Here is a 22123-nt window from a genome sequence, read left to right as displayed (position 1 = left end):
ATCTGCGACCTTGTTCGTGCCTCGACCTAAAGCTGCTTGGTAAACACCACTTTAACCATTTATTTCAGTGATGTGACACATTGGCCGTATGCCGGGCCGATCCGTCGCAACATCCTGTTCAGATCGCGGCGGTTATGCGATGGGGCGCCATTGGCGAGGAGAAGAATATGCGCGTTTTAATCCTGGCGGTTATTGCCGCCCCCCTGCTCGCCGGCTGCATCAGTGCGGCGAAGACGGTGGTGACCGCTCCGTTCAAGGCGGTCGGCCAGGTCGCCGACTGGTCGACCACGAGCCAGGACGAATCGGATCGTAACCGCGGCCGCGAAATGCGCAAACGCGAGGAACAGCTGGGCAAGCTGTCGCGCCAGCGCGAGAAGGCGGCCGAGAAATGCCGCGACGGCAACGAAGACCAATGCCAGCGCGCCGAAGTGCTCGAGCATGAGATCGAAGCAGTGATGGCGGCGCCGCGTTAAATCGATTGCGGCACCAGCCCGCTCCCCCACCCGGCCTCCCATTTCAGGATACTCTGTGGGAGGCCCGGTCGGGGAGCGGGCTGGTGCCGCCTCCGCCGTCAGGCGAAGATAATCAACGCACCCGCCGGCCCGTCCACACGACGCGGCCGACCAGTTGCACCGACGCCATCGGCAGGTCATCCCAGCTGCGATAGTGCGGATTGTCGCTGATCACCGAAATCCGCCCCTGTCCCGGCGCGCGCGCGACGCGCTTCACCATCAGCACATCGTCCATGCGCAGCACATAGATGCCGTCGCGCAGCCGCGCCGCCGCATCGCCGCCGTCGACCAATATATCGTCGCCATCGTCGAGCGTCGGCGCCATCGAATCGCCCTCGACGCGAATGATGCTGAGCGCGCGCGGGTCGGCGCCCAAGTCGCGCAGCCATTTGGGGTCGAACGCGACTTCGCCCTCGACCGCCTCGCCATCGACGCTGGCGCCCGCGCCCGCCGAGGCGCCGATCGCGAGTTTGGGCACCAAAATCATTCCGGGCCCGCGCACGCGCGCCGGGGTCGCGATGCGCTGTACCGGGCCACCCAGCATCGCCTCGGACACGCCAAGATAGGCGGCGATGCGCGCGCGATCCTGTTCGCCCAGCCGCCGCGGCGAACCGCGCTTGATATACTGCTGGATATAGGCGGGGTTGCGCCCGATCACCTGCGAGATGCGCGCATAGTCAATCCCTCTTTCCGTCAAGAGGCGGTCGAGCGCGGCGCGCGGATCCTGATCGAAATCGGCCATAGGTCGCTGGGGGCTGGTCCTTCCTATTTCGTCTCTAGCAAACGGATTTTTCCTAGACAAGTAGGAAAATGAACATCAAATAGGAAATATCCTATTGGGTGAGTCGCCCGATATGGGTTCGATCAGGGAGGAAATTATGGAACGCAGCCTGCTGCAACGGATCGAAGCCTTTCTGAAGGAAACGGCGATGCCCCCAAGCGTGTTCGGCCGCGACGCCGTGCGCGACCCCCGCCTTGTCAGCGATCTGCGCGGCGGCCGCGAGCCCGGACGCGATGTGATACGTCGCTCGGAACATTTCATGAACAAATGGCGTGCCGATCGTCGTGCGGGCACCGTCATTCCCGGCGGCGACCGGCGAACACGCGCTATGCGTCACTTGCGCAAGGGCGCGCGGGCATGATGCGCTGGTCCCCCGCCCAGCCGCCGCGCCCCGGCTGCCCGCACCGTCGGCTCCGCGTCCTGCTGATGCGCGAGCTTCCGCACGGCCTGTCGGTCGGAGCCTCGACGTTCCGCCCATGGGCGAGCGCGAGTTTTGTCGGCGCGCGCCACATCTTTCCCTGTACGCTCGCGGCCGGCGACGGCGCTGCGCTATGCCGCGTCCTACAGGACCGGCTGAGCGCGACCGAATGGGCGCTGCCCGGGCATATCGTCGCCGATGTCGCGGTGGAATGCGGTGCCGATCCGCAGATGCTACGGATCGAAATCTTGACGGTCGAGGATTAGCCGACCGACTGGCGCGTCATCCGTTGCAGCGTGCTGAGCGCGGCTTCGAGCGCGAAGTCGACCTCGGGTTCGCTTTCGGGCTCTACCGTATCGGACATCGCGATCGCGGCCGTCGAAATAGGGGCGGCCTGTCGGCGGCGCGCCAGCCCGGCTTCGAAGCGCGCGACCATCGCGTCGAGCGATTTGTCGGCGGGATCGGGCATCGGCGGCGGCGCGGTCATCTCGGCGGGTTGTAGCCAGGGCGCGTCGCCGCCGAATTCCTCTTCGGGCGCCAGATCGGCGAGCACCAGTTCGCCGGCCTCGTTGGCTTCGGCTTCGGCTTCACCCAACCGCAGGCCGGGCCCAACCGGTTCGGCAATTGCGCTTCCGTCGAGTCCGCCCGCGGGGAGATCGCGCCCGGCGCGGATCGGCGGACGCGGCGGGTCATCGGGATGCAGGTCGACGCGGCGGCGGCGCGTCGGAATCTCTTCGCTATCGTCGCTTTCCACGTCCCGAGACGTAGGGCGGAAACGCTCGCGCAGCGACGACAAGCCCGCTGCTTCGGGTTTGGCGATCAGCACCGCGACAAAGCCCGCGATCACCGCGGCGATCGCCGCCATGCCGAACGCCAGCGCAAGTCGGCCGCCATTGCCGATCGGCTGAACGAACAAGTCGGACAGGCGATCGAGATAGAGGTTCCAGCTGATCCCCGCGACCCACGAAAAGGGCATCACGGCGGCGAACAGGAAGGTCAGCGCCGCGGCGCCGATCACCGCCGGGATCGCCGGCTGAAGCGCGCGCAGCAGCGCGGTCGCTATCGCCTTGGTCCGATTTACGCTCGTCTCGTCCATATCGTCCAATTCCGTGTAGCCCATCGGGCCATCCTGTCATCTATCTGCGCGGCCGCCTTCAGGCGCCACCCAACAATCGCTGGTAAACGGGTTCGTAACGTAAAATGTTTGATGACCAGTTACGATGGTTTTCGACAAAAATACGTGCCGTCCGTCGTCGTTCCGGCCACATGTCCCGATTTTCGAGCAGCGCGGCCAGCGCATCGGCAATCGCGGCGGGGTTGTCGGGCGCGAAAAGGGTGCCCGTCGCGCCATCCTCGATCAGCTCGCGGTGGCCGCCGACATTCGACGCCGCGACCAGCTTGCCCTGCGCCATCGCCTCGAGCGGCTTCAGCGGGGTGACGAGATCGGTCAGCCGCATCTTCTTGCGCGGATAGGCGAGGATATCGATCAGCGAATAATAACGCTCGACTTGGCTGTGCGGCACTCGGCCGACGAAATGGATATGCGCCGCGGCGGGTGATGCCGCCGCCTGCGCCTTCAACGCCGCCTCCATCGGCCCGCCGCCGACGAGCAGGAGCCGCGCCTTCGGCCGTGCGGCAACCAGCGCGGGCATCGCGGCGATCAGATCGTCGATCCCCTCATAATCGTAAAAGCTGCCGATATAGCCGATCACCGCATCGTCGATCGCAAGACCCAACGTGTCGGCAAGCCTATCGTCGCGCGGGGTCGGATCGCCGAACAGTTCGAGGTCGACGCCATTTGGCGACACCGTGATCTTGGCGGGATCGATGCCGCGCGCGATCAAATCGCCACGCAATCCTTCGCAGATCACCGCGACCGCATCGGCCGATTTCACCGCATGCGTTTCGAGCTGCTTGGTCAGCCAGTAGCGCAAGCTTCCCTCCCGTCCGGTGCCGTTGCCGACCGACGCATCCTCCCAGAAGGCGCGGATTTCATAGATGACGGGAATACCCAGTTTCTTGCCGACGCGCAGCGCCGCGAGCCCGTCGAGCACTGGCGAATGGGCATGCAGCACATCGGGTTTCCATTCGCGCGCCAGCGCCTCGGCGCGCTTCGCCAGGGCGCCGATTTCACGCCACTCGCGGATCGGCGCGCGCGCGGGCGCGATCGGCGGGGTGCGGTAAAAGGTCAGCCCATCGACGGTCTCGCGGTCCGGCCCGGGCTCGGGATGCCGCACGCCGGTAACCCCCGCGACCTCCCATCCCTTCGCCACCTGCGCCTTCATCAGCGCGCGCGTGCGAAAGGTGTAGCCGCTGTGCGCGGGCAAGCTATGATCGAGAAGGTGCAGAATTCGGGTCATCGTACAGTGCCTTTGGCAGACAAGGCTTAACGCGGCGTCAACCCCAATAGCGTAGGCAACACCTTCTATGGTCGACAATTTTTCCATTGCCTTGACGCACGTGCTGATGGCGATTGCCCTGTGGCGCCTGCTCCATCGCGACGATCTCGACCGCGAGGTCAGCCCGCGCCTGCAATGGCAGCAACGCCGCGACGCCGAACGGGATGCCCGCACCGATGCGTGACATTGCGTTCGTCGCCTTCCTGTTCGCCTTCATCGCGATCGGCTTTCGGAAGCCGTTCCTGTTCGTGCTGTGCTTTTGCTATATCGATATCGTCGCGCCGCAGCGCCTCAGCTATTTCCTCATCAACTCGATACCGATCTCGCTGATCGTCTTCGGGCTCGCGATCGCTGGATGGCTCGTGGCCGACGACAAGAAGGACACGCGGTGGTCGGGTCGCCAAACGCTCCTGGTGATGCTGCTCGTCTATTGCTGGATGACGACCATCTACGCCGATTTCCCGGTCGAGGCGGCCGACAAGTGGAGTTGGGTGTGGAAGGCATTGATCTGGGCTATCTTCCTGCCGCTCACCTTGCGGACCAAGCTCAGGATCGAGGCATTGGCGCTGATCTTGCTGCTTTCGGCGGCGGCGATCGCAATCGCGGGGGGGATCAAGACTGCGGCGGGAGGGGGCGGCTACGGCTCGCTGCAACTGCTGATGAGCGAAAATTACGGGCTGTATGAGGGCAGCACCATGTCGTGCGTCGCCATATCGATCATCCCGCTGATCCTGTGGTATCGCCGCCATGGGACGATCTTTCCGCCCGACTGGATGGTCTCGCTCTTCTGTTTCGCGCTGGTCTTTGCCTGCGCGCTGCTGCCCGTCGGGACACAGGCGCGCACCGGGCTCGTCTGCCTCGTCGTGCTTGCCCTGCTATCGTTGCGCGCAGTCAAGCACCGGCTTCTCTATATCGCCGGCGCCGGACTGCTCGCGGCCGCCGCCATTCCCTTCCTGCCGCAAAGCTACACCGAGCGCATGGAGACGATCCGCAGCTACAAGGCCGACCAGTCGGCCTCGACGCGCGTCGCGGTTTGGGCGTGGACTTGGGAATATGCCAAGGACAATCCGTTCGGCGGCGGTTTCAACGCCTTTCTGCAGAACCGCGTTCGCGTCGAAAAGGAAGCGAGCAGCCCCGAAGAAGCGGCGAGCGTCTATGAGGAAGAATCGCGCGCCTATCACTCGGCCTATTTCGAAATGCTCGGCGAACAGGGTTATCCGGGCACCGCCATGTGGCTGCTCCTCCATGTCGCGGGGCTGGTCCAGATGGAACGGATCCGGCGGCGCTATCTGAAGACGCGGCGCGGCGAGGAGCAATGGATCGCGCCGCTGGCGACCGCACTTCAGCACGGCCATATCGTCTATCTCGTCGGGTCGCTGTTCGTTGCCATCGCTTTCCAGCCCTTCATCTATATGATGCTGGCGCTCGAGATCGGGCTGACGACTTATTGCCGCCGCCGCGAGAGGGACGCGGGCTGGCGCCCGCTGACCGCGCACCGGACGGTCGCCGCATGACCGCGGCCCTCGCACCCGGACAGATGCTGCCAACGCTGACCGGCCTACGCGGGTTCGCGGCGCTGGCGGTGCTCTTCTACCACATTCGCGGCGGAATGACCGGCTTTCTGCCCGATCGGGTCATTTCGGTGTTGGCGCAGGGTTATCTGGCGGTCGATCTGTTCTTCGTCCTGTCGGGGTTCGTTCTGTGGTGGACCTATGGCAAGGAATTCCGCGATCGCGGCGTGCGCGCGGCGCCGCATTTCATCGTCCGTCGGTTTGCCCGCATCTTTCCCCTCCATCTCGCGGTCCTCTCGGCGATGATGCTGTTCGCGGCGGCGCTGATTGTCAGCGGCCGCGACCCGGGCGAACATTACAGCTTCGCCGAACTTCCCGCCCATTATCTGCTCGTCCAGAACTGGGGGTTCAGCGACCGCCTGGCGTGGAACGATCCCGCCTGGTCGATCTCGACCGAATGGGCGGCCTATCTGTTGCTGGCGATTGCGGGCGGCTGGCTGACCCGCCTGCCGCGCGGCGCTTGGAGCTTTCCCTTGCTGATCATCGCGATGGCGGGCGGTCTGGGATGGTGGTTCGCGGCGACGGGGCGCGCGAGCATCGGCGACGATATTCCCGCGACCGGGCTCGTGCGCTGTATCGTCGAATTCGGCATCGGCATCCTGCTTTGCATATGGTGGACGGCGCAGCGCGAGAGATCCCATGGCGCGGCGATCATCTATGCCACCGCGCTCGGCCTGATTAGCGCCGCGGCGGTCTTGTTCGGGGTCGTGGGGTCGCAGCCGGCGGCGGTGCCGCTGATCATGACCGCTGTCGTCATCCTCGCGCTGCAGGCCTCGACGGCGCCGCGGCCGCTCTTGTCCGGCCGGATCGCAATATGGCTGGGGGACATCAGCTATGCCGTCTATCTGTCTCATTTCTTCCTGTGGATCCTCTTCAAGCTGTTCTTCGTCGACGATCCGGAGAGAGTCGATCCGACGATGATCCTGGCGTTCACGCTGATGACGCTGGCCGCGGCGCACTTTCTCCATATCGCGCTAGAAGTGCCGGGGCGGCGCATCGCCCAGCGGGTCGGCGACCGCCTGCTCGCGGCGCCGCGCACCATCGTCGCGGCGGGCCACAGCGAGAGCTGATCCGCCGGCGTCACGCCGCGGCCGGGAACCATCGGCGGCGGCGAGGCGCTATGGATCCATGTCCGCACCGCGCCTGATCCATGTCGACGACAGCCTGCCAGGCATCAGCCGCACGCGTTCGGGCGTCGGCTGGCGCTATTGCGATGCCAAGGGAAAGGTCATCCGCGACCGCGACGAGATCGACCGCCTCAACGCGATCGCGCTACCGCCCGCCTATGAGGACGCGTGGTTCTGCCCCGCCCCGAACGGCCACATCCTCGCGACAGGTTATGACGCGCGCGGGCGTAAGCAATATCGCTATCACCCCGATTTCCGTATGGCGCGCGAGGCCGACAAATATGATCGCTGCGCCGCATTCGGCCATGCGCTCCCCTTGCTTCGCTCGCGGCTCGAGGACGATCTGAACCGCCGGACGCTCTGCTCCGAGCGCGTCGTCGCGGCGGTCGTGCGTCTGCTCGACCTCGCTGCGCTGCGGGTCGGGAATGAGCAATATGTCACGGCGAACAAGAGCTTCGGCGCGACGACGCTGCGCCAGCGCCATGCGAAACTGTCGGGCAAGACGCTGCGCCTCAAATATGTCGCCAAGGGTGGGGCCAAGCGCGAAGTCGCGATCAGCGACCGCAGCCTGACGACGTTGGTGCGCCGATTGCAGGACCTGCCCGGGCAGAATCTTTTCCAATATGAGGATGACGATGGTCTCTGCGCCGTCGCCTCCGAAGATGTGAACGCCTATATCCGGGAGGCGATGGGAGAAGAATTCAGCGCCAAGCATTTCCGCACCTGGTCGGCGAGCGTCGAAGCCTTCGCCTTCCTCTACGACGCGACCGAACCACCGACGCTGAAGGCAATGCTCGAACATGTCGCCGACCGCCTCGGCAACACCCCCGCGATCGCGCGCAAGGCCTATGTTCACCCCGCGATGCTCGCCGCAGTGCAGGCGCGCGACGACTTTGCCGCCGCGATCGGCAAGCTGCCGCGCGCCACCCGCTATCTTTCGCGTTACGAACGCGGATTTTTGACCTATCTGGAGCAGACGCCCGCGGCCGCGGTGCTGCTTCAATCCGCCTGATCCGACCCACAAAGGACCCGACGTGACTTTCTCTATCCTCGCCGCCGCCAAGACAGCCACCCCCAAGACTGCCCCCGCCCCGGCCGATGCCAACAACCCGCTCGACGATCTGCGCTACTGGTGGGACAGCAGCGTCGCATGGGTCGAAAGCCACTGGCTCCAGATCGGCATCGCGATCGGTGTCGGCCTGATCATATATTTCCTGCTTTCGATGATCCGCACCTTCGCGCTCAAACGCGCGCAGTCAGCGCCCGGACAGTTTACCTTGACCGACATCGTCGGACGGGTGATCCACAAGACCAAGTCGCTCGTCCTCGCGATCATCTCGATCCGCCTCGTTGCGGGTTATGCCCAGCCGCCCGCGCTGATCCTCCACCTGATCCAGTTCGTATTCACGATCGCGGTAGTCATGCAGGTCGCAATCTGGGCGCGCGAGATCGTGCTCGGCCTGATCCAGCGGCGGGCCGCCGAAGGCCATAACGAGACGCTGTCCAACGCGATGGGGATCATTCGCCTGCTGATCAGCGTCGCGCTGTTCGCCGTGGCCGCGATCGTCATCCTCGACAATATGGGGGTCAATGTCACCGGGCTGGTGGCGGGCCTCGGCATCGGCGGCATCGCGATCGGCCTTGCGGCGCAGGGCATTTTCTCCGATCTTTTCGCGTCGCTCTCGATCATCTTCGACCGGCCATTCCGCGTCGGCGAGACGATCAAATATGATACCAGCATAGCGACGGTCGAACGGATCGGTCTGAAGAGCACCCACTTGCGCTCGATCAATGGCGAACTGCTGGTGATCTCGAACACCAACTTGCTGTCGAAGGAGATCACCAACTACGCCAATCTCCATCGTCGGCGCGTCCAGTTCGCGATCGGCGTCGTCTATCAGACGACGCCCGACATGCTCCGCGCTTTGCCCGCCTTGTTGAAAACACAGGTCGAGGCCGAAAAGCATGAGTTCATTCGCTCAAGCTTTATCGGCTTTGGCGCGTCGAGCCTCGATTTCGAACTGGTGGCCGACATCCACAGCGATGATTATAACGAAGTGATCGCCGCGCGGACCGAGATCGGCATCCGGCTGTTCGAGGAGATGACGAGGCTTGGCTATGACTTCGCCTATCCGACCCAGACGACCTTTACAGCGGCGCCCGACGGAACGATGATTCTCCCCTATGCCGAAAGCGTCACAATGAAGACGCCCAGACCCGCCAAGAGCTGACGCTACGGCGAAGCGGCTGCGGGGCTTGGCCCTTGTGCAACGTTGCAAGAGAGGCCTAGAACGCGCCCCGAACCAGCTATTGAGGGGACGAACATGGCCACGATCACGCCGCAGGAACTGCAAGCCAAGGTCGGCGAGCATCTCGGCACGTCGGATTGGGTGCTCGTCGATCAGGATATGATCAACAAGTTCGCCGACGCCACCGGCGATCATCAGTTCATCCATATCGACGAGGAAAAGGCCAAGCTGACGCCGTTCGGCGGCACCATCGCTCACGGCTTTTTGACCCTCTCGCTCATGCCTATGCTCGGCCAGAGCACCGACGGCCCCAAGGTCGGCGGCGTCAAGATGGGCGTCAATTACGGCTGCAACAAGGTTCGCTTCCTGTCGCCCGTCCGCTCGGGCAAGCGCGTGCGCAGCCACATCAAGCTGCTCGAGCTGGAGGAAAAGCGCCCCGGCCAGTGGCAGCAGACCAATGAAGTGACCGTCGAGATCGAGGGCGAGGAAAAGCCCGCGCTGATCGCCGAATGGATCAGCCAGTTCTTCGTCTAAAGCACAGGTTTTTCCGGCCGCCCTCCCCCGTTAAGATAACCGGACTAAGAAAGAAGGACCCCTATCATGCGTGACGCAGTTATCGTCTCCACCGCCCGTACCCCGCTGACCAAGGCGGCGCGCGGTTCGTTCAACAACACCCTCGCCCCGACGCTCGGCGCGCATGCCGTCCGCGCCGCGGTCGAGCGCGCCGGCATCGAAGGCGGCGAAGTCGACGACGTATTGTTCGGCGCCGCAATGCAGCAGGGATCGCAGACGATGAACGTCGCGCGCCTGATCGCGCTGCGCTCTGGGCTGCCCGTCACCGTCCCCGGCATGTCGATCGACCGCCAATGCTCGTCGGGCCTGATGACGATTGCGACCGCCGCAAAGCAGATCATCGTCGACCGTCAGGACATCGCGGTTGCCGGCGGCATCGAGTCGATCTCGAAGGTCAGCGGCAGCGGCAAGGTGTTCATCGAAACCGACGCCGAGCTGATCGCGATGCACAAAGACACCTATATGCCGATGATCGGCACCGCCGAGGTCGTCGCCAAGCGTTACAATATCAGCCGCGAGGCGCAGGACGAATATTCGCTCCAGTCGCAGCAGCGCACCGCCGCCGCGCAGCAGGCCGGCAAATTCGCCGACGAGATCGTCGCTTGCCCGGCCACCATGGCGGTGGTGAACAAGGAAACGAAGGAAGTCAGCTTCAAGGACGTCGTCGCCGACAAGGACGAGTGCAACCGTCCCGACACGACGCTCGAAGGGCTCGCGAGCCTGAAGCCGGTGATGGGCGAAGGCCACACGATCACCGCGGGCAACGCCAGCCAGCTCGCCGACGGCGCTTCGGCGTGCGTCGTGATGGAAGCCAAGGTCGCCGAGAAAAAGGGCCTCCAGCCGCTCGGTCGTTATGTCGGCATGGCGGTCGCGGGCACCGAACCCGACGAAATGGGCATCGGCCCCGTCTTCGCGATCCCCAAGCTGCTCGAACGCTTTGAACTCAAGATGGACGACATCGGCCTTTGGGAACTCAACGAAGCCTTTGCCGTGCAGGTTCTCTATTGCCGCGACCAGCTCGGCATCCCGAACGAGCTGCTCAACGTCAACGGCGGCTCGATCTCGATCGGTCACCCGTTCGGCATGACCGGCGCACGCTGCGTCGGCCACGCGCTGATCGAAGGCAAGCGCCGCGGCGTCAAATATGCCGTCGTGACGATGTGCATCGGTGGCGGCCAGGGTGCAGCGGGCCTGTTCGAGGTCTTCTGATTTGCGGCTGAGTGTTCCGCGTATCGAGCCGGTCGATCTGGACCGGCTCGATGCCGATCAGCGCGCCGCGCTCGAACCCTTCCTTGCCGCAAATGGCGGCAAGGTCGGGGGCGGCAAGATCCTCAACATCTTCCGCACCCTTGCGCACGCGCCCAAGGCGCTCACCGCCTTCCTCGGCTGGGGCAATTATATCCTGTCGCGGCGCAACGCGCTCAGCCCACGCGACCGCGAACTCGTCATCCTGCGCACCGGATACAACTGCTGTTCGGGTTATGAGTGGACGCAGCACAAACGCATCGGGCTCGACTGCGGCCTTTCCGACGACGAGATCGCGCGCATCAAGGCCGGTCCCGATGCAGAGGGCTGGAACAACCTCGACCGCGCGATGCTCCGCGCGACCGACGAGCTTACCACCAACCATTTTGTGACCGACGCCAGCTGGTCCGCACTCGCACCGCTCGGCGACAAGGGCCGTATGGACCTGGTGATGACGGTCGGCCAATACACGCAGGTTTCGATGATGTTGAACAGCTTCGGCATCCAGGTCGAGGACGGCTGGACCGTCGACCCCGACCTTAGAGCCTGAACCAAGGAGAGAGAGACATGAGTGCCATCGGAGTGATCGCAACGCTGCGCGTCCAGCCCGGCAAGGAAGGTGAATTCGAGGGCGTCTTCGCCGAACTCGCGGCCGCGGTGAACACAAACGAAGCAGGCAACAGCTATTACCGCCTGTTCCAGACGGGCGAGACGGGCGTCTACAAAGTCCTCGAATGCTATGACGATCAGGCGGCGCTCGACGCGCATCGCGCCTCCGACCATTTTCGCAGCATCGGCGCGCGTCTTGGCCCCTGCCTCGCCGGAGCCCCCGAGATCGAGACGCTAAGCGCAGCCTGAGCCGCGGGTTCCGACTGAAGTTTGCCGTTGATCTCCCCTCCCGCTTGCGGGAGGGGTCGGGGGTGGGCAGCGACGGTGCGATGGCCCACCCCGCTGCGACTAACGAACAAAGTTCGTAAGTCTCGCTGCCCCTCCCGCTTGCGGGAGGGGAATCCAGCGCAACCCCTCAACGTCAGCTTCCCACCCCAAAGCCGATGCCCCTCAGCCGACCTCGGCGATCTCCTTCGCCCGGTCGCCAAGCAAATATCGCGGCCCTGCCCCGCGCTGCGCTGCCTTGTCCTCGCGGTTATAGAGCCCGCATTTCTTGAGGCTGAGGCAACCGCAACCGATGCAATTGTCCAGCAGTTCGCGCGTGCATTCGAGCGCCGCGATCCGCACATCAATCCGCGTGCGCAGTCCGGTACTGATCCGCGTCCAATCCGCGCCATTGGGTGTCCGTCCCGCCGGGAGGCGCGCCAGCTCGGCGGCGATTTCTTCGAGACTCAGCCCCAGTTGCTGCGCGATCAGGATGAACGACACGCGGCGAATATCGGCGCGCAGGAAGCGCCGCTGGCCGCCGCCGGTGCGCAGCGCCTCGACCAGCCCCTTCGCCTCGTAAAAGCGGATCGCCGACACAGCGACCCCGGTACGCGCCGCAAGTTCGCCGATGGCGATCAGGTCGGTCCGGTGCATCGCTTTCACTCCTCGCTTTCCGCTTGATCTCAATCTAACTTGAGCTTTCATAAGCCGTGCGTCAACGCGAATCAGGAGAAATCAAGTGACGCATCCTTTCATCGAGCATGTGAATCTGACGGTCAGTGATCCCGACCGCACCGCGGGAATACTCTCGGCGATCTTCGGCTGGCACGAGCGCTGGCGCGGTCCCGCGCGCGATGGCGGGCGCACGATCCACCTCGGCAGCGACGCCGCCTATGTCGCGCTCTACACCGGGCCCGACGGGCAGCACGCCGATACGCGCTATCCGAAGGGCGAACCGCTCAACCATGTCGGGGTGCAGGTCGACGATCTCGACACGATCGAGATGCGCGTGAAGGCGGTCGGCCTCACCCCCTTCAACCACGGCGATTACGAACCCGGCCACCGCTTCTATTTCTTGGATCCCGACGGCATCGAATATGAGGTCGTCAGCTATGCCGAGCCGCGGCGACGCTGAACCGGGCAACAAGCACCGCGTTGGCGCGTTGATCGCTTATCGAGAAGAAAGGAATTTCCCATGAGCGACGACATCAAGAAGCAGTTTTGGAAAGCCTTGGCCGACAGCCCCTATGTCATGCTGGGCGCGGCTGGCGATCGCGAGCATAGCATTCCGATGAATGCGCAACTCGACAAGGATGCGCACGGCGCCTTCTGGTTTTTCACTGCAACCGACAACCGCCTGTCGGGCGGCGGCCCGGCGATGGCGCAATTTTCGGCGAAGGGGCATGATCTGTTTGCCTGCATTTCGGGCACGCTGGTGCACGAAAGCGACCGGTCGGTGCTCGACAAATTGTGGAACAACAGCATCGCGGCCTGGTATGAGGGCGGCAAGGACGACCCCAAACTGGTATTGCTCCGCTTCGACCTCGACAATGCCGAAATCTGGACCGCCGACCCCAGCATCAAGGGCCTGTTCAAGCTCGCAACGGGCATGACGATGAAGGAAGGCGAACTCGGCCAGCACGCCGAAGTGGCGCTTTAGCCAATATGGACAGGCGCCCATGTCCGTTTAAAAGGCGGCATGGGCACATGGATCGAACGGCAATATAATTGGATCGGATTGGCGAACCGCGACGAATATCGTCGTTGGTTGCCGCTCATTCTTGCTGTCGATGCTTTTGTGCTGTGGTTGCAGTTTGAGTTTGGTACAGACCTTCATATCGACTTTGGGCAATTCGGCTGGGTTGGCGTACCCCTATTTTTCGCGTTTATCGTTTATTACGCCGGTTGGTTCTTCCTGACGGCGCGAAGGCTGCGGTCCGCAGATATTTCCCGGGCGTGGTTGCTCTTCGCCCTTTTTAGGATCAACCTACCGGTGGGTGATTATAGCGTCAATTTCACCTTCATCGCCGCGCTATTGCTCACCGCTGTTGGCGCACTGGCGCCCGACCACGACCCATATTCGGCCGCCTAGATTCCGATCCGCCCCTCGCGAAACTCGAAGCCGCCCTCGCGGTCCCGCTCCAACAGCGCGGGGCCGTCTAGGTCGACCCAGCGCGCGCGCTGCGCCAGCACGAACGCCGGCGCGATCGCGAGGCTGGTCGACAACATGCACCCGACCATGATCGACAGCCCCGCCGTATCAGCGGCATCGGCGATCCGCAGCGCCTCGGTCAATCCGCCCGCCTTGTCGAGCTTGATATTCACCCCATCGTAAAAAGGCCCGATCCGCGCGACATCGGCCGCCGTCTGACAGCTTTCGTCGGCGAGGAAGGGAATGGGCGCATAAATCGGATCGAGCAGCGCGTCGGCGCCCACCGGTACCGGCTGCTCGATCATTTCGACCCCCAGGTCGGCGAGTGCCTCGGCCTCGCTCAAAATATCGATGTCCCGCCAGCTTTCGTTGGCGTCGACGATCAGCCGCGCCTCGGGCGCGCCCATTCGTACCGCCGCGACGCGCAGGCGATCGTCCTGGCCGGTGAGTTTAATCTTCAATAGACGATAGCCATCAGCCTCGGCGGTCGCGGCCTGCTCCGCCATCGCGCCGGGGGTACCGAGCGAGATGGTGAAGGCGGTGACGCGCGACGTCGGCGCGCCGTCGCATCCCGCGAGCTGCCATAGCCGGAGTCCCCGCTGCCGCGCTTCCAAGTCCCATAAGGCGCAGTCGAGCGCGTTGCGCGCCGCACCCGCCGCCATCAATTCCTGCACCGCGGCACGCGCACTCGCGGCGTCCAGGTCGGCGATATGCGGCGCGGCGAGCAAAATCTGATCGCGGCAACCCGCCGCATCCTCGCCCAGATAATAGATTGGCGTCCCCTCGCCGCGCCCGATCTCGCCCTCACCCTCTATTTCGGCGACGACCACGTCGACATGCGTCTTGGCGCCGCGGCTGATCACGAACGATCCCGCGACGGGCCAGCGTTCGACGCGCGCGCTTTTCAGTTGGATAGCCATGCAGGAAGGGTAGGGTCAGAACCCATGAATTGCACGCTCGAGGCGTCGAAATGGCGAAGATATTGGGTTTGGGTGACCGCCGCCGGTAGCATCGCTACCGGCAAGGTCGCACAGACCCAAGATCGAAGCCATTTCGGCGTCCCTTCGGGATTTGACCGATTTTACCCGGGGCGTCGTCGGCAAGTCTTGAAATATCGACATATTCCTGCGCCTTGCCTCCTAACCCAAGCAAAATCGCTTCAAACCTCGAGCGTGCAATTCATGGGTTCTGACCCTAGTGTAGATCGCGATGACCGGCAAATCCCTTTCCGAACATATCGGCGACCTCGGCCACCGCCTCGCCATCGAGGCGCACGCCGCCTGGCTCGCTGCGCGTGATCCGCGCGTGCCCTGGCCCGCACGCCTGCTGGCGATCGCGGTCGCCGCCTATGCGCTGTCGCCGATCGACCTGATCCCCGATTTCATTCCGGTCCTCGGCTGGCTCGACGATTTGTTGATCGTCCCGCTCGGCCTGTGGGTCGTGCGCCGCCTGATCCCCGATCCGCTTTGGACCGAGCTCCATGCCGCCGCCGAAACCGCGAGCGAACGCCCTTCGAGCCGCGCCGGCCTGGCGTTCATCCTGTTGCTGTGGGCGATGCTTTTGTATCTCGGTTATTGGGCGGTCCGCACGTCGCCCTGGCATTGAAGCAGGGATATCCGCACTTCGTAGAACAGCTGTTGACATCGCCCCCACCCGTGCAAAATTCCCCCATCGACCGGTCCATCCGGCTCAAATTCAAAGGGGCATCTTTATGAAAGCATTTCCTTTTCTCGGCGCAGCCATGCTCGCGCTCGCCAGCGCGACGACCGCAAGCGCCCACACCGCCGCTGATCGTGCCGCAACCGTGACGCAAGTCCCGCCGATCGCCTATAAAGAACGCATCCTGAAAAACGGCCTGCGCATACTCTCGCTGCAGGACAATTCGACCCCCAATGTCATGGTGTCGGTGTGGTACGACGTCGGCTCGAAGCATGACCCCGAAAAGCGCTCGGGCTTCGCGCATCTTTTCGAACATATATTGAGCCGCAAGACGGTGAACATGCCGTACAACATGATCAACCGGCTGACCGAAGATGTCGGCGGGGTGCGCAACGCGTCGACCAGTTCCGACCGCACCAACTATTATGAGACGGTCCCGGCGCAATATCTCGAAACGATGCTGTGGACCCACGCAGAACGCATGGCGCGCCCCGTCGTCGACAAGGAAGTGTTCGAAACCGAGCGCAACGTCGTGAAGGAAGAGCTCCGCCAGCGCGTGCTCGCGCCGCCCTATGGTCGGCTTTTCAGTTTCGCGCTCAGCGAGAACATCTTCGACGTGCTGCCGCACCGCCGGCCCGTGATCGGTAGTATCGCCGACCTCGACGCCGCGACGCTCGACGATGCGCGTGCGTTCCACGAGGCCTTTTACGGCCCCGACACCGCGACGCTGATCGTCGCGGGCAATTTCGACGAGGCGCGGCTTCAGTCGCTCGTCGACAATTATTTCGGCGCGATCCCCAAGCGCGCCAAGGCGATTCCGCTGGCGATCAAGGGCGCCGAACCGCCGATGACGCCGCGCCGCGTCAATGCGACGGCTCCCAATGTGCCGTTGCCGGTCGTCGGCGCAATCTACAAGGGGCCGGGCGCGAGCCATGCCGATATTGCGGCGCTCCAGGTCATGAACGCGATTCTCGGCAGCGGCGAAAATTCGCGGATGCACAAGGCGCTCGTCCGCACCGGTCTTGCAAGCGAAGTGATCGCGAGCTTCGACTATTCCGAGGAAGCCGGCGGCATCACCCCCTTCGCGATCCTCAGCGACGGGCAGGATCCCGAGAGGGTCGCCGCCGCGCTGGACGCGGTGCTCGCGGGAATCGCAGCGGCAGAGGTCAGCGACGCCGAACTCACCGAAGCGAAAACCGAGCTGCTCGCGGCGACACTCGAAGAACGCGAAACCTTCTCGGGCCGCGCCTTCGAACTCGGCGAGGCGCTCGTCCTCACCGGCGACCCCGCCGCCGCGAACAAACGCCTCGACGCGATCGCGCGTGTGACCAAGGCCGACGTCGCGCGCGTCGCAAAAACCTGGCTCGACCCTAAGGCGCGCGTCGAACTCCGCTACACCGCAGGCGATGGCGACCCGAAGAGCTGGGCGAACCCCAAACCGATGCCCGTCTTCCCTAGCGTCCCCGCCGCAACGGGCACCCCGAACGCGCTGGCGGCCGAGGCCGCGCGGCAGGCGCCCCCCGCGCCAACCGCCGCACCCGCGGTGACCCCGCCCAAGATCGCCGAAAGCCACCTCGCCAACGGCATCCGCGTCGTCGCGGTCAAGACCGGCAGCGTCCCGCTCGCGACCTTGAGCGTCGTGATCGGCGGCGGTGCGTCGACCGATCCCAAGGGCCGCGCGGGCGTCGCCACCATGGCCGCCGACCTCGCCGCCAAGGGCACCGCGACACGCTCGGCCGAAGACATCGCGGCGGCGCTCGAAAGCCTCGGCGCGTCGATCGATGCGGGCGCCAGCCCCGACGGCAGCATCTTCTCGGTCACCGCGCCCGCGGCGAACCTCGACGCGGTCGGCACCATCCTCGCCGACGTGATCCGGAACGCGAGCTATCCGCAGGCCGAGTTCGACCTCGAACGCAAGCGCATGACCGACGGCCTCCGCGTCGCGCTGAACAACCCCGGCGCGATCGCCGCGATGGTCGCGCAGCCGTTGCTCTATGGCGCCGCACCCTATGGCGGGCAGAGCGGCGGCACGGTGAAAAGCCTCGCCGCGATCAGCCGTGACGACCTTATCGCCCATCGCCGCGCCTGGTGGCACCCCGCGAACATCTCGATCGTCGTGACCGGCGGGATCGACCCCACATCATCCGGTGCGCTCGCGAAACGCCTGTTCGGCGACTGGAAAGCCGAAGGCCCCGCGCCGACGCTGCCCAAATCGCGCGCCGGCGCCGCGCTGCCGCCGCGCACGATCGTCGTCGACCTGCCCGGCGCGGGGCAGGCCGCGGTGCTCGCCGCGGTGCGCGGGGTCAGCCGCTCGAGCCCCGACTATCCCTCGCTCCTCCTCGCCAATTCAGTGCTCGGCGTCGGCTCGAACGGCCGCCTCTTTAGCGAGGTGCGCAGCAAGCGTGCGCTGAGCTATGGCGCGTACAGCAGCATGCCCGCGCGCGCCGACACCGCGCTGCTCAGCGCGAGCGCGCAGACCAAGAACGAAAGCGCGACCGAAGTCGCCGAAATATTCCTGAACGAATTCGAGCGACTCGGTGCCGAGCCGATCACCCCCGACGCGCTCGCCAAACGCCGCGCCTTCCTCGAGGGCGCCTATGGCCGTCAGCAGGAGACCGGCGGCGGCTATGGCGCGATCGTCGCGGGGCTGATCCTGCAGGGGCTCCAGCCCGCCGATGCGCTCGATTACGCCGCGCGGCTCGCTGCGGTGACACCGGAGGCGGCGAATGCGGTCGCGGCGAAAAATATCACGCCCGAAAATGCGTCGCTGATCGTCGTCGGCGATTCGGCGAAGTTCATCGACACATTGCGCGCGCTGCGCCCCGATCTCGTCGTCATACCGGCGAGCGAGCTTGATCTGGAGTCGCCGACGCTAGGTGCGACACCCTAGTGAAACGCCATGCCCATTTGGATCCTCATCCCGGCGAAGGAGAGAGAGGGAGCTTCAGGATTCGCCGAGGCGCGGTAGTCCATCCATGATCGCAGTGAGCGCGAGGGCATTCTCGCGCTCCATCGCACTATGCCCGGCATTGGTGACGATATAGGTCGCGGGCTCGCTGGCTGCGTCGCGCAGCGCCTGGGCCAGCCGCGACGCCTGCGTCAGCGGGCACACCTCGTCGAAGCGGCCGTGGACGATATGCACCGGGATCGATGCGAGCACGTCGATATGGTCGAAGAAATGCCCCGCCGGAATGAACAGCTCGTTCGCAAAATAATGAGCCTCGATCTGCGCAAAACTCAGCGCGAAATCGGCCTCGCCGAACTTGCCCGTGTCCGCCGTCTCGGGAATCATGTTCGAGATCACCCCCTCCCATAATGACCAGGTCAGCGCCGCCTTCAACTGGCGTTCCTTCTCGGCCTCGGTCGTGGGCACCATGTCGAAGATCGCCTTGTACGACTTCATCACGTCCTTGCGCTCCTCGGGGGTCAGCACCGATAGCAGCTCCGCCCACTCGGCGGGATATTTCATATAGGCGCCGGGCTCGGTCAGACCGTACGGATCCTGCTCCCACGTCGCGGCATTGCCCTGATACAGGTAAAGCAGATCCTCGGGCGCCCCCAAAAATATGCCGCGCAGGATCAGGCTTGCGGTATGCGCCGGATGCTGGATCGCATAGGCCATCGCCAGCGTGCTGCCCCAACTGCCGCCGAACACATGCATCGGCCCGCCGATCTCCAGCTTGTCGCGCAATTTCTCGATATCGCCGATCAGGTCGGCAGTGGTGTTCTTGGCGAGCGCCACCACCGGGCCCGCCGAGGCGACAGTCGGCTCGCTTTTGCCGCACCCGCGCTGGTCGAACAGGATAACGCGATACCGCTTTGGATCGAAGAAACGCGCCATGACCGGCGCGCAGGCGCCGCCGGGGCCGCCGTGCAGGAACATCACCGGCTCGCCCGCCGGATTGCCATATTCCTCCCAGTAAATGCGGTGCGCCGGATCGCGGTCGACCTCGAGCCATCCGAAATTCAGACACGGCGGCTGCGGATAGACCCAATCCTCGCCAATCTTGCTCGACGCCTGCAACCGCGAAAAATCCATATTCTCAGCCTCACCACATGATTCCGCCGCCCGCCGGTCCGCGGCGCCGGAACCCTAGCCTTCTGTGCCGACATGTCCACCACTCGCGCGAGCGAAGCAGGACGAACAGACCGGCGTAGCTCCCGCATTTTGGGTTGAAGAAGGCGCGATAGTTTGCGACCCCTTGCGCGCGGCTGGCCGATAGTGGGTACGGAGCAGACCGGGACAATCCAACAAGGGGCTGCTTTTCATGCACAAACTCGCATTTCTCGGCGCGAGCCTTCTCGCACTCACCGCGCAAACGAGCTTCGCCCAGCAAGAACCGGCGCCGTCCGCGCCTGCCGCCGAAACGGCGCGCCCCGCCGCCATGTCCGCCTCCGCCGCCGGCAGCGCCAGGCTCGGCCCCGATCGCCGTCTCACCGGCGCCGACCTCTTCGACCTGTCGATCGCTTCCGATCCGCAGATCAGTCCTGACGGCCGCCACATCGCCTATGTCCGCCGGTCGAACGATATCATGTCCGACCGTGCGGTCAGCTCGATCTGGCTGATCGACACCGCGACGGGCGAGGAAACCCCGGTCGCGGGCCGCAACGGCGGTGCCTTTTCGCCGCGCTGGTCACCCGACGGCAAGCGCCTCGCCTTCGCCTCGACCGAGGGCGGCAGCGCGCAGCTCTGGGTGCGCTGGATGAACGGCGGCGAGGCTGTCCGCCTTACCGGCCTTCCCACCAGCCCGTCGAGCCTCGCCTGGTCGCCCGACGGCCGCTCGATCGCCTACACGATGCTCGTCAAGGACGATGGCCCCAGCTTCGGATCGGCGCCGAAGAACAAGCCCGAGGGCGCAAAATGGGCCGAGCCGCTCGAGGTTCACGACCTCCTCGCCTATCGCGCCGATGGCGAAGGCTATCTCGAGGCCGGCTTCGAAAAGATTTTCCTCGTCCCCGCGACCGGCGGCTCGCCGCGCCAGCTGACCTTCGGCCCTTACCACGACGGTGGTCCACTCAGCTGGTCGCGCGATGGCCGCACCCTCTATTTCAGCGCAAACCGCAAACCCGATTGGGAAACCGACCCAGTCGAGAGCGAAATCCACGCGCTCGACGTAACGAGCGGCGCGGTCACCGCGCTCACCGACCGCAACGGCCCGGACGCCAATCCGCTTGTCTCGCCGGACGGCGCCAAGATCGCCTACCTCGGCTTCGACGACCAATTGCGCGCCTATGAGAATACCCAGCTTTACGTCATGAACCGCGACGGATCGGGCAAGCGTAGCCTGACGGGAGACTGGGACTATGGTGTCGACGCGATCCAGTGGGCGGCCGACGGGCGCAGCGTCTACGCGCAATATGACGACCATGGCGAAACAAAGGTGGCGCGCATCAGCCTCGACGGCGCAGTGCGCACCGCCGCGACGGGCCTGTCGGGCGGCGGGCTCGACCGGCCCTATACGGGCGGCAGCTTCACCGTGTCGGACGGCGGGGCGATCGCCTTCACCGGCGGCACCGCGACCCGCCCGGCCGAGTTGCAGATCGCGCGCGGGGGCAGCGCCCGGATGTTGACCGACCTCAACCGCTCCTTGCGCGAAGTGAAATCGCTCGGTGAGGTCCGCAAGATCACAGTGGCCTCCAGCCACGATGGCAAGACGATCGAAGGCTGGCTGACCCTCCCGCCCGGCTACCGCGACGGCCAGCGCGTGCCGCTGATCCTCGAAATCCATGGCGGGCCCTTCGCGGCTTATGGCGGCCACTTTTCGACTGATAACCAGCTCTACGCCGCGAGCGGCTATGCCGTCCTTTCGGCCAACCCGCGCGGCTCGACCAGCTATGGCGCGGCCTTTGCGAACGAGATCGACAAGGCCTATCCGGGCAATGATTATTTCGACCTTATCAGCATCGTCGATCGCGCGGTCGAGCTTGGCGTCGCCGACCCCAACGCGCTGTTCGTTACCGGCGGCTCGGGCGGCGGCGTGCTCACCAGCTGGATCGTCGGCAAGACGAACCGCTTCAAGGCGGCGGTCACGCAAAAGCCTGTGATCAACTGGACGACGCAGGCGCTTACCGCCGACGGCCCCGGCTTTTTCGGCCCCTATTGGCTCGGCGCCGAGCCATGGGAAAAGCCCGAACTATTCTGGGCGCGCTCGCCGCTGTCGCTCGTCGGCAATGTCGAAACCCCGACGCTCGTCATCGTCGGCGCCGAAGATTACCGCACGCCGGTCAGCGAGTCTGAACAATATTACACCGCGCTCCGCCTACGCGGCGTGCCCAGCGCGCTGATCAAGGTGCCGGGCGCCAGCCATGGCAGCATCGCGGCGCGCCCGTCGCAGTCCGCCGCCAAGGCCTCGGCGATCCTCGCCTGGTTCGAAAAGTATAAGCAGGGCTGGACGCGGCCGGCGGGGGATGCGGCGGCCAAATAGGCCGCTCGTCTTGCGTCCGCTTTGGGGTGGGAAGCTGACGTTCGCTCACCCCACTTCGTCATCCCGGACTTGATCCGGGATCCACGTCGGCGCCGAAGTCATGGACCCCGGATCAAGTCCGGGGTGACGATGATTG

Annotated in this window: 24 protein-coding genes; 18 read left to right on the top strand and 6 right to left on the bottom strand. The window is 64.7% G+C overall.

All coding sequences use genetic code 11. The features are described 5' to 3' along the window. The first annotated feature begins 167 nt into the window (after positions 1 to 167). Entirely contained in the window at positions 168 to 473 is a 306-nt protein-coding gene (locus tag SKP52_RS03085) for a hypothetical protein (protein WP_039579548.1), read from the top strand. Positions 474 to 585: 112 nt separating this feature from the next. On the opposite strand, the gene SKP52_RS03080 is transcribed toward SKP52_RS03085, so the two are convergent. After that, the gene (locus SKP52_RS03080) at positions 586 to 1254 is read right to left on the bottom strand and encodes a S24 family peptidase (RefSeq protein WP_039571633.1); all 669 of its coding nucleotides are present in this window, start codon (positions 1252 to 1254) and stop codon (positions 586 to 588) included. A 136-nt stretch (positions 1255 to 1390) separates the two neighbouring features. Between SKP52_RS03080 and SKP52_RS03075 the strand changes: the two genes are divergently transcribed. Both SKP52_RS03075 and SKP52_RS03070 read left to right on the top strand, forming a co-directional pair. Next, the gene (locus SKP52_RS03075) at positions 1391 to 1654 is read left to right on the top strand and encodes a hypothetical protein (protein ID WP_039571631.1); all 264 of its coding nucleotides are present in this window, start codon (positions 1391 to 1393) and stop codon (positions 1652 to 1654) included. After that, positions 1651 to 1977 (top strand): hypothetical protein, encoded by a 327-nt coding sequence (locus SKP52_RS03070; RefSeq protein WP_039571628.1) that lies wholly within the window; start codon positions 1651 to 1653, stop codon positions 1975 to 1977. The genes SKP52_RS03075 and SKP52_RS03070 overlap by 4 nt, the downstream gene beginning before the upstream one ends. Here SKP52_RS03070 and SKP52_RS03065 read toward each other — a convergent pair. Together SKP52_RS03065 and SKP52_RS03060 are read right to left on the bottom strand one after the other, a co-directional pair. Continuing rightward, the gene (locus tag SKP52_RS03065) at positions 1974 to 2831 is read right to left on the bottom strand and encodes a hypothetical protein (RefSeq protein ID WP_228383803.1); all 858 of its coding nucleotides are present in this window, start codon (positions 2829 to 2831) and stop codon (positions 1974 to 1976) included. The two genes, SKP52_RS03070 and SKP52_RS03065, sit on opposite strands and share 4 nt — an antisense overlap. 34 nt (positions 2832 to 2865) lie before the next feature. Next, complete coding sequence (locus SKP52_RS03060) at positions 2866 to 4071, bottom strand: TIGR04063 family PEP-CTERM/XrtA system glycosyltransferase (protein ID WP_039571626.1); 1206 nt, start codon at positions 4069 to 4071, stop codon at positions 2866 to 2868. 67 nt (positions 4072 to 4138) lie between these two features. On the opposite strand from SKP52_RS03060, the gene SKP52_RS26650 reads away from it, so the two are divergent. From SKP52_RS26650 to SKP52_RS03020, 9 genes are all read left to right on the top strand, one after another. After that, entirely contained in the window at positions 4139 to 4294 is a 156-nt protein-coding gene (locus tag SKP52_RS26650) for a hypothetical protein (RefSeq protein WP_167702726.1), read from the top strand. Beyond that, entirely contained in the window at positions 4287 to 5624 is a 1338-nt protein-coding gene (locus SKP52_RS03055) for a putative O-glycosylation ligase, exosortase A system-associated (RefSeq protein ID WP_039579544.1), read from the top strand. The genes SKP52_RS26650 and SKP52_RS03055 overlap by 8 nt, the downstream gene beginning before the upstream one ends. Next, positions 5621 to 6751, top strand: coding sequence for an acyltransferase family protein (locus SKP52_RS03050; protein ID WP_148309018.1), 1131 nt, complete (start codon positions 5621 to 5623; stop codon positions 6749 to 6751). Before SKP52_RS03055 ends, SKP52_RS03050 begins: the two co-directional genes overlap by 4 nt. 58 nt (positions 6752 to 6809) lie before the next feature. Further along, a complete protein-coding gene (locus SKP52_RS03045; protein WP_039571622.1) occupies positions 6810 to 7820 on the top strand; it encodes a DNA topoisomerase IB in 1011 nt (336 codons plus the stop codon). A gap of 22 nt (positions 7821 to 7842) precedes the next feature. Next, complete coding sequence (locus SKP52_RS03040) at positions 7843 to 9039, top strand: mechanosensitive ion channel family protein (protein WP_039571621.1); 1197 nt, start codon at positions 7843 to 7845, stop codon at positions 9037 to 9039. A gap of 93 nt (positions 9040 to 9132) precedes the next feature. Beyond that, on the top strand, positions 9133 to 9591 hold the full coding sequence (locus SKP52_RS03035; RefSeq protein ID WP_039571619.1) for a MaoC family dehydratase: 459 nt from the start codon (positions 9133 to 9135) through the stop codon (positions 9589 to 9591). 66 nt (positions 9592 to 9657) lie between these two features. Continuing rightward, positions 9658 to 10839, top strand: coding sequence for an acetyl-CoA C-acyltransferase (locus SKP52_RS03030; protein WP_039571617.1), 1182 nt, complete (start codon positions 9658 to 9660; stop codon positions 10837 to 10839). A gap of 1 nt (position 10840) precedes the next feature. Beyond that, the gene (locus SKP52_RS03025) at positions 10841 to 11425 is read left to right on the top strand and encodes a carboxymuconolactone decarboxylase family protein (RefSeq protein ID WP_039571615.1); all 585 of its coding nucleotides are present in this window, start codon (positions 10841 to 10843) and stop codon (positions 11423 to 11425) included. 17 nt (positions 11426 to 11442) lie between these two features. Then, positions 11443 to 11733 (top strand): putative quinol monooxygenase, encoded by a 291-nt coding sequence (locus SKP52_RS03020; protein ID WP_039571612.1) that lies wholly within the window; start codon positions 11443 to 11445, stop codon positions 11731 to 11733. A gap of 201 nt (positions 11734 to 11934) precedes the next feature. On the opposite strand, the gene soxR is transcribed toward SKP52_RS03020, so the two are convergent. After that, complete coding sequence (gene soxR, locus SKP52_RS03015) at positions 11935 to 12405, bottom strand: redox-sensitive transcriptional activator SoxR (protein ID WP_039571611.1); 471 nt, start codon at positions 12403 to 12405, stop codon at positions 11935 to 11937. An 85-nt stretch (positions 12406 to 12490) separates the two neighbouring features. Here soxR and SKP52_RS03010 point away from each other — a divergent pair, with 85 nt between their 5' ends. The 3 genes from SKP52_RS03010 to SKP52_RS03000 are packed head-to-tail and all read left to right on the top strand — an operon-like array spanning position 12491 to position 13843. Next, on the top strand, positions 12491 to 12886 hold the full coding sequence (locus tag SKP52_RS03010; protein ID WP_039571608.1) for a VOC family protein: 396 nt from the start codon (positions 12491 to 12493) through the stop codon (positions 12884 to 12886). Positions 12887 to 12946: 60 nt separating this feature from the next. Next, complete coding sequence (locus tag SKP52_RS03005; RefSeq protein ID WP_039571605.1) at positions 12947 to 13411, top strand: pyridoxamine 5'-phosphate oxidase family protein; 465 nt, start codon at positions 12947 to 12949, stop codon at positions 13409 to 13411. A 39-nt stretch (positions 13412 to 13450) separates the two neighbouring features. Next, the gene (locus tag SKP52_RS03000; protein WP_039571603.1) at positions 13451 to 13843 is read left to right on the top strand and encodes a hypothetical protein; all 393 of its coding nucleotides are present in this window, start codon (positions 13451 to 13453) and stop codon (positions 13841 to 13843) included. Here the strand turns inward: SKP52_RS03000 and SKP52_RS02995 are convergent. Continuing rightward, complete coding sequence (locus tag SKP52_RS02995; protein WP_039571600.1) at positions 13840 to 14823, bottom strand: dipeptide epimerase; 984 nt, start codon at positions 14821 to 14823, stop codon at positions 13840 to 13842. The genes SKP52_RS03000 and SKP52_RS02995 overlap by 4 nt on opposite strands. A gap of 289 nt (positions 14824 to 15112) precedes the next feature. Between SKP52_RS02995 and SKP52_RS02990 the strand changes: the two genes are divergently transcribed. Together SKP52_RS02990 and SKP52_RS02985 are read left to right on the top strand one after the other, a co-directional pair. Further along, complete coding sequence (locus tag SKP52_RS02990; RefSeq protein ID WP_039571597.1) at positions 15113 to 15508, top strand: YkvA family protein; 396 nt, start codon at positions 15113 to 15115, stop codon at positions 15506 to 15508. A gap of 106 nt (positions 15509 to 15614) precedes the next feature. Then, a complete protein-coding gene (locus SKP52_RS02985) occupies positions 15615 to 18452 on the top strand; it encodes a M16 family metallopeptidase (protein WP_039571595.1) in 2838 nt (945 codons plus the stop codon). A gap of 54 nt (positions 18453 to 18506) precedes the next feature. On the opposite strand, the gene pip is transcribed toward SKP52_RS02985, so the two are convergent. Beyond that, on the bottom strand, positions 18507 to 19601 hold the full coding sequence (gene pip, locus SKP52_RS02980; RefSeq protein ID WP_039571592.1) for a prolyl aminopeptidase: 1095 nt from the start codon (positions 19599 to 19601) through the stop codon (positions 18507 to 18509). Positions 19602 to 19830: 229 nt separating this feature from the next. On the opposite strand from pip, the gene SKP52_RS02975 reads away from it, so the two are divergent. Continuing rightward, a complete protein-coding gene (locus tag SKP52_RS02975; protein WP_039571589.1) occupies positions 19831 to 21987 on the top strand; it encodes a S9 family peptidase in 2157 nt (718 codons plus the stop codon). Positions 21988 to 22123: the final 136 nt, after the last annotated feature.

Origin of the sequence: Sphingopyxis fribergensis (assembly GCF_000803645.1) — a bacterium.
GTDB classification, from domain to species: Bacteria; Pseudomonadota; Alphaproteobacteria; order Sphingomonadales; family Sphingomonadaceae; genus Sphingopyxis; species Sphingopyxis fribergensis.
Note: the sequence above shows the minus strand (reverse complement) of the source record. Positions and strands in the feature narration are given on the sequence as shown.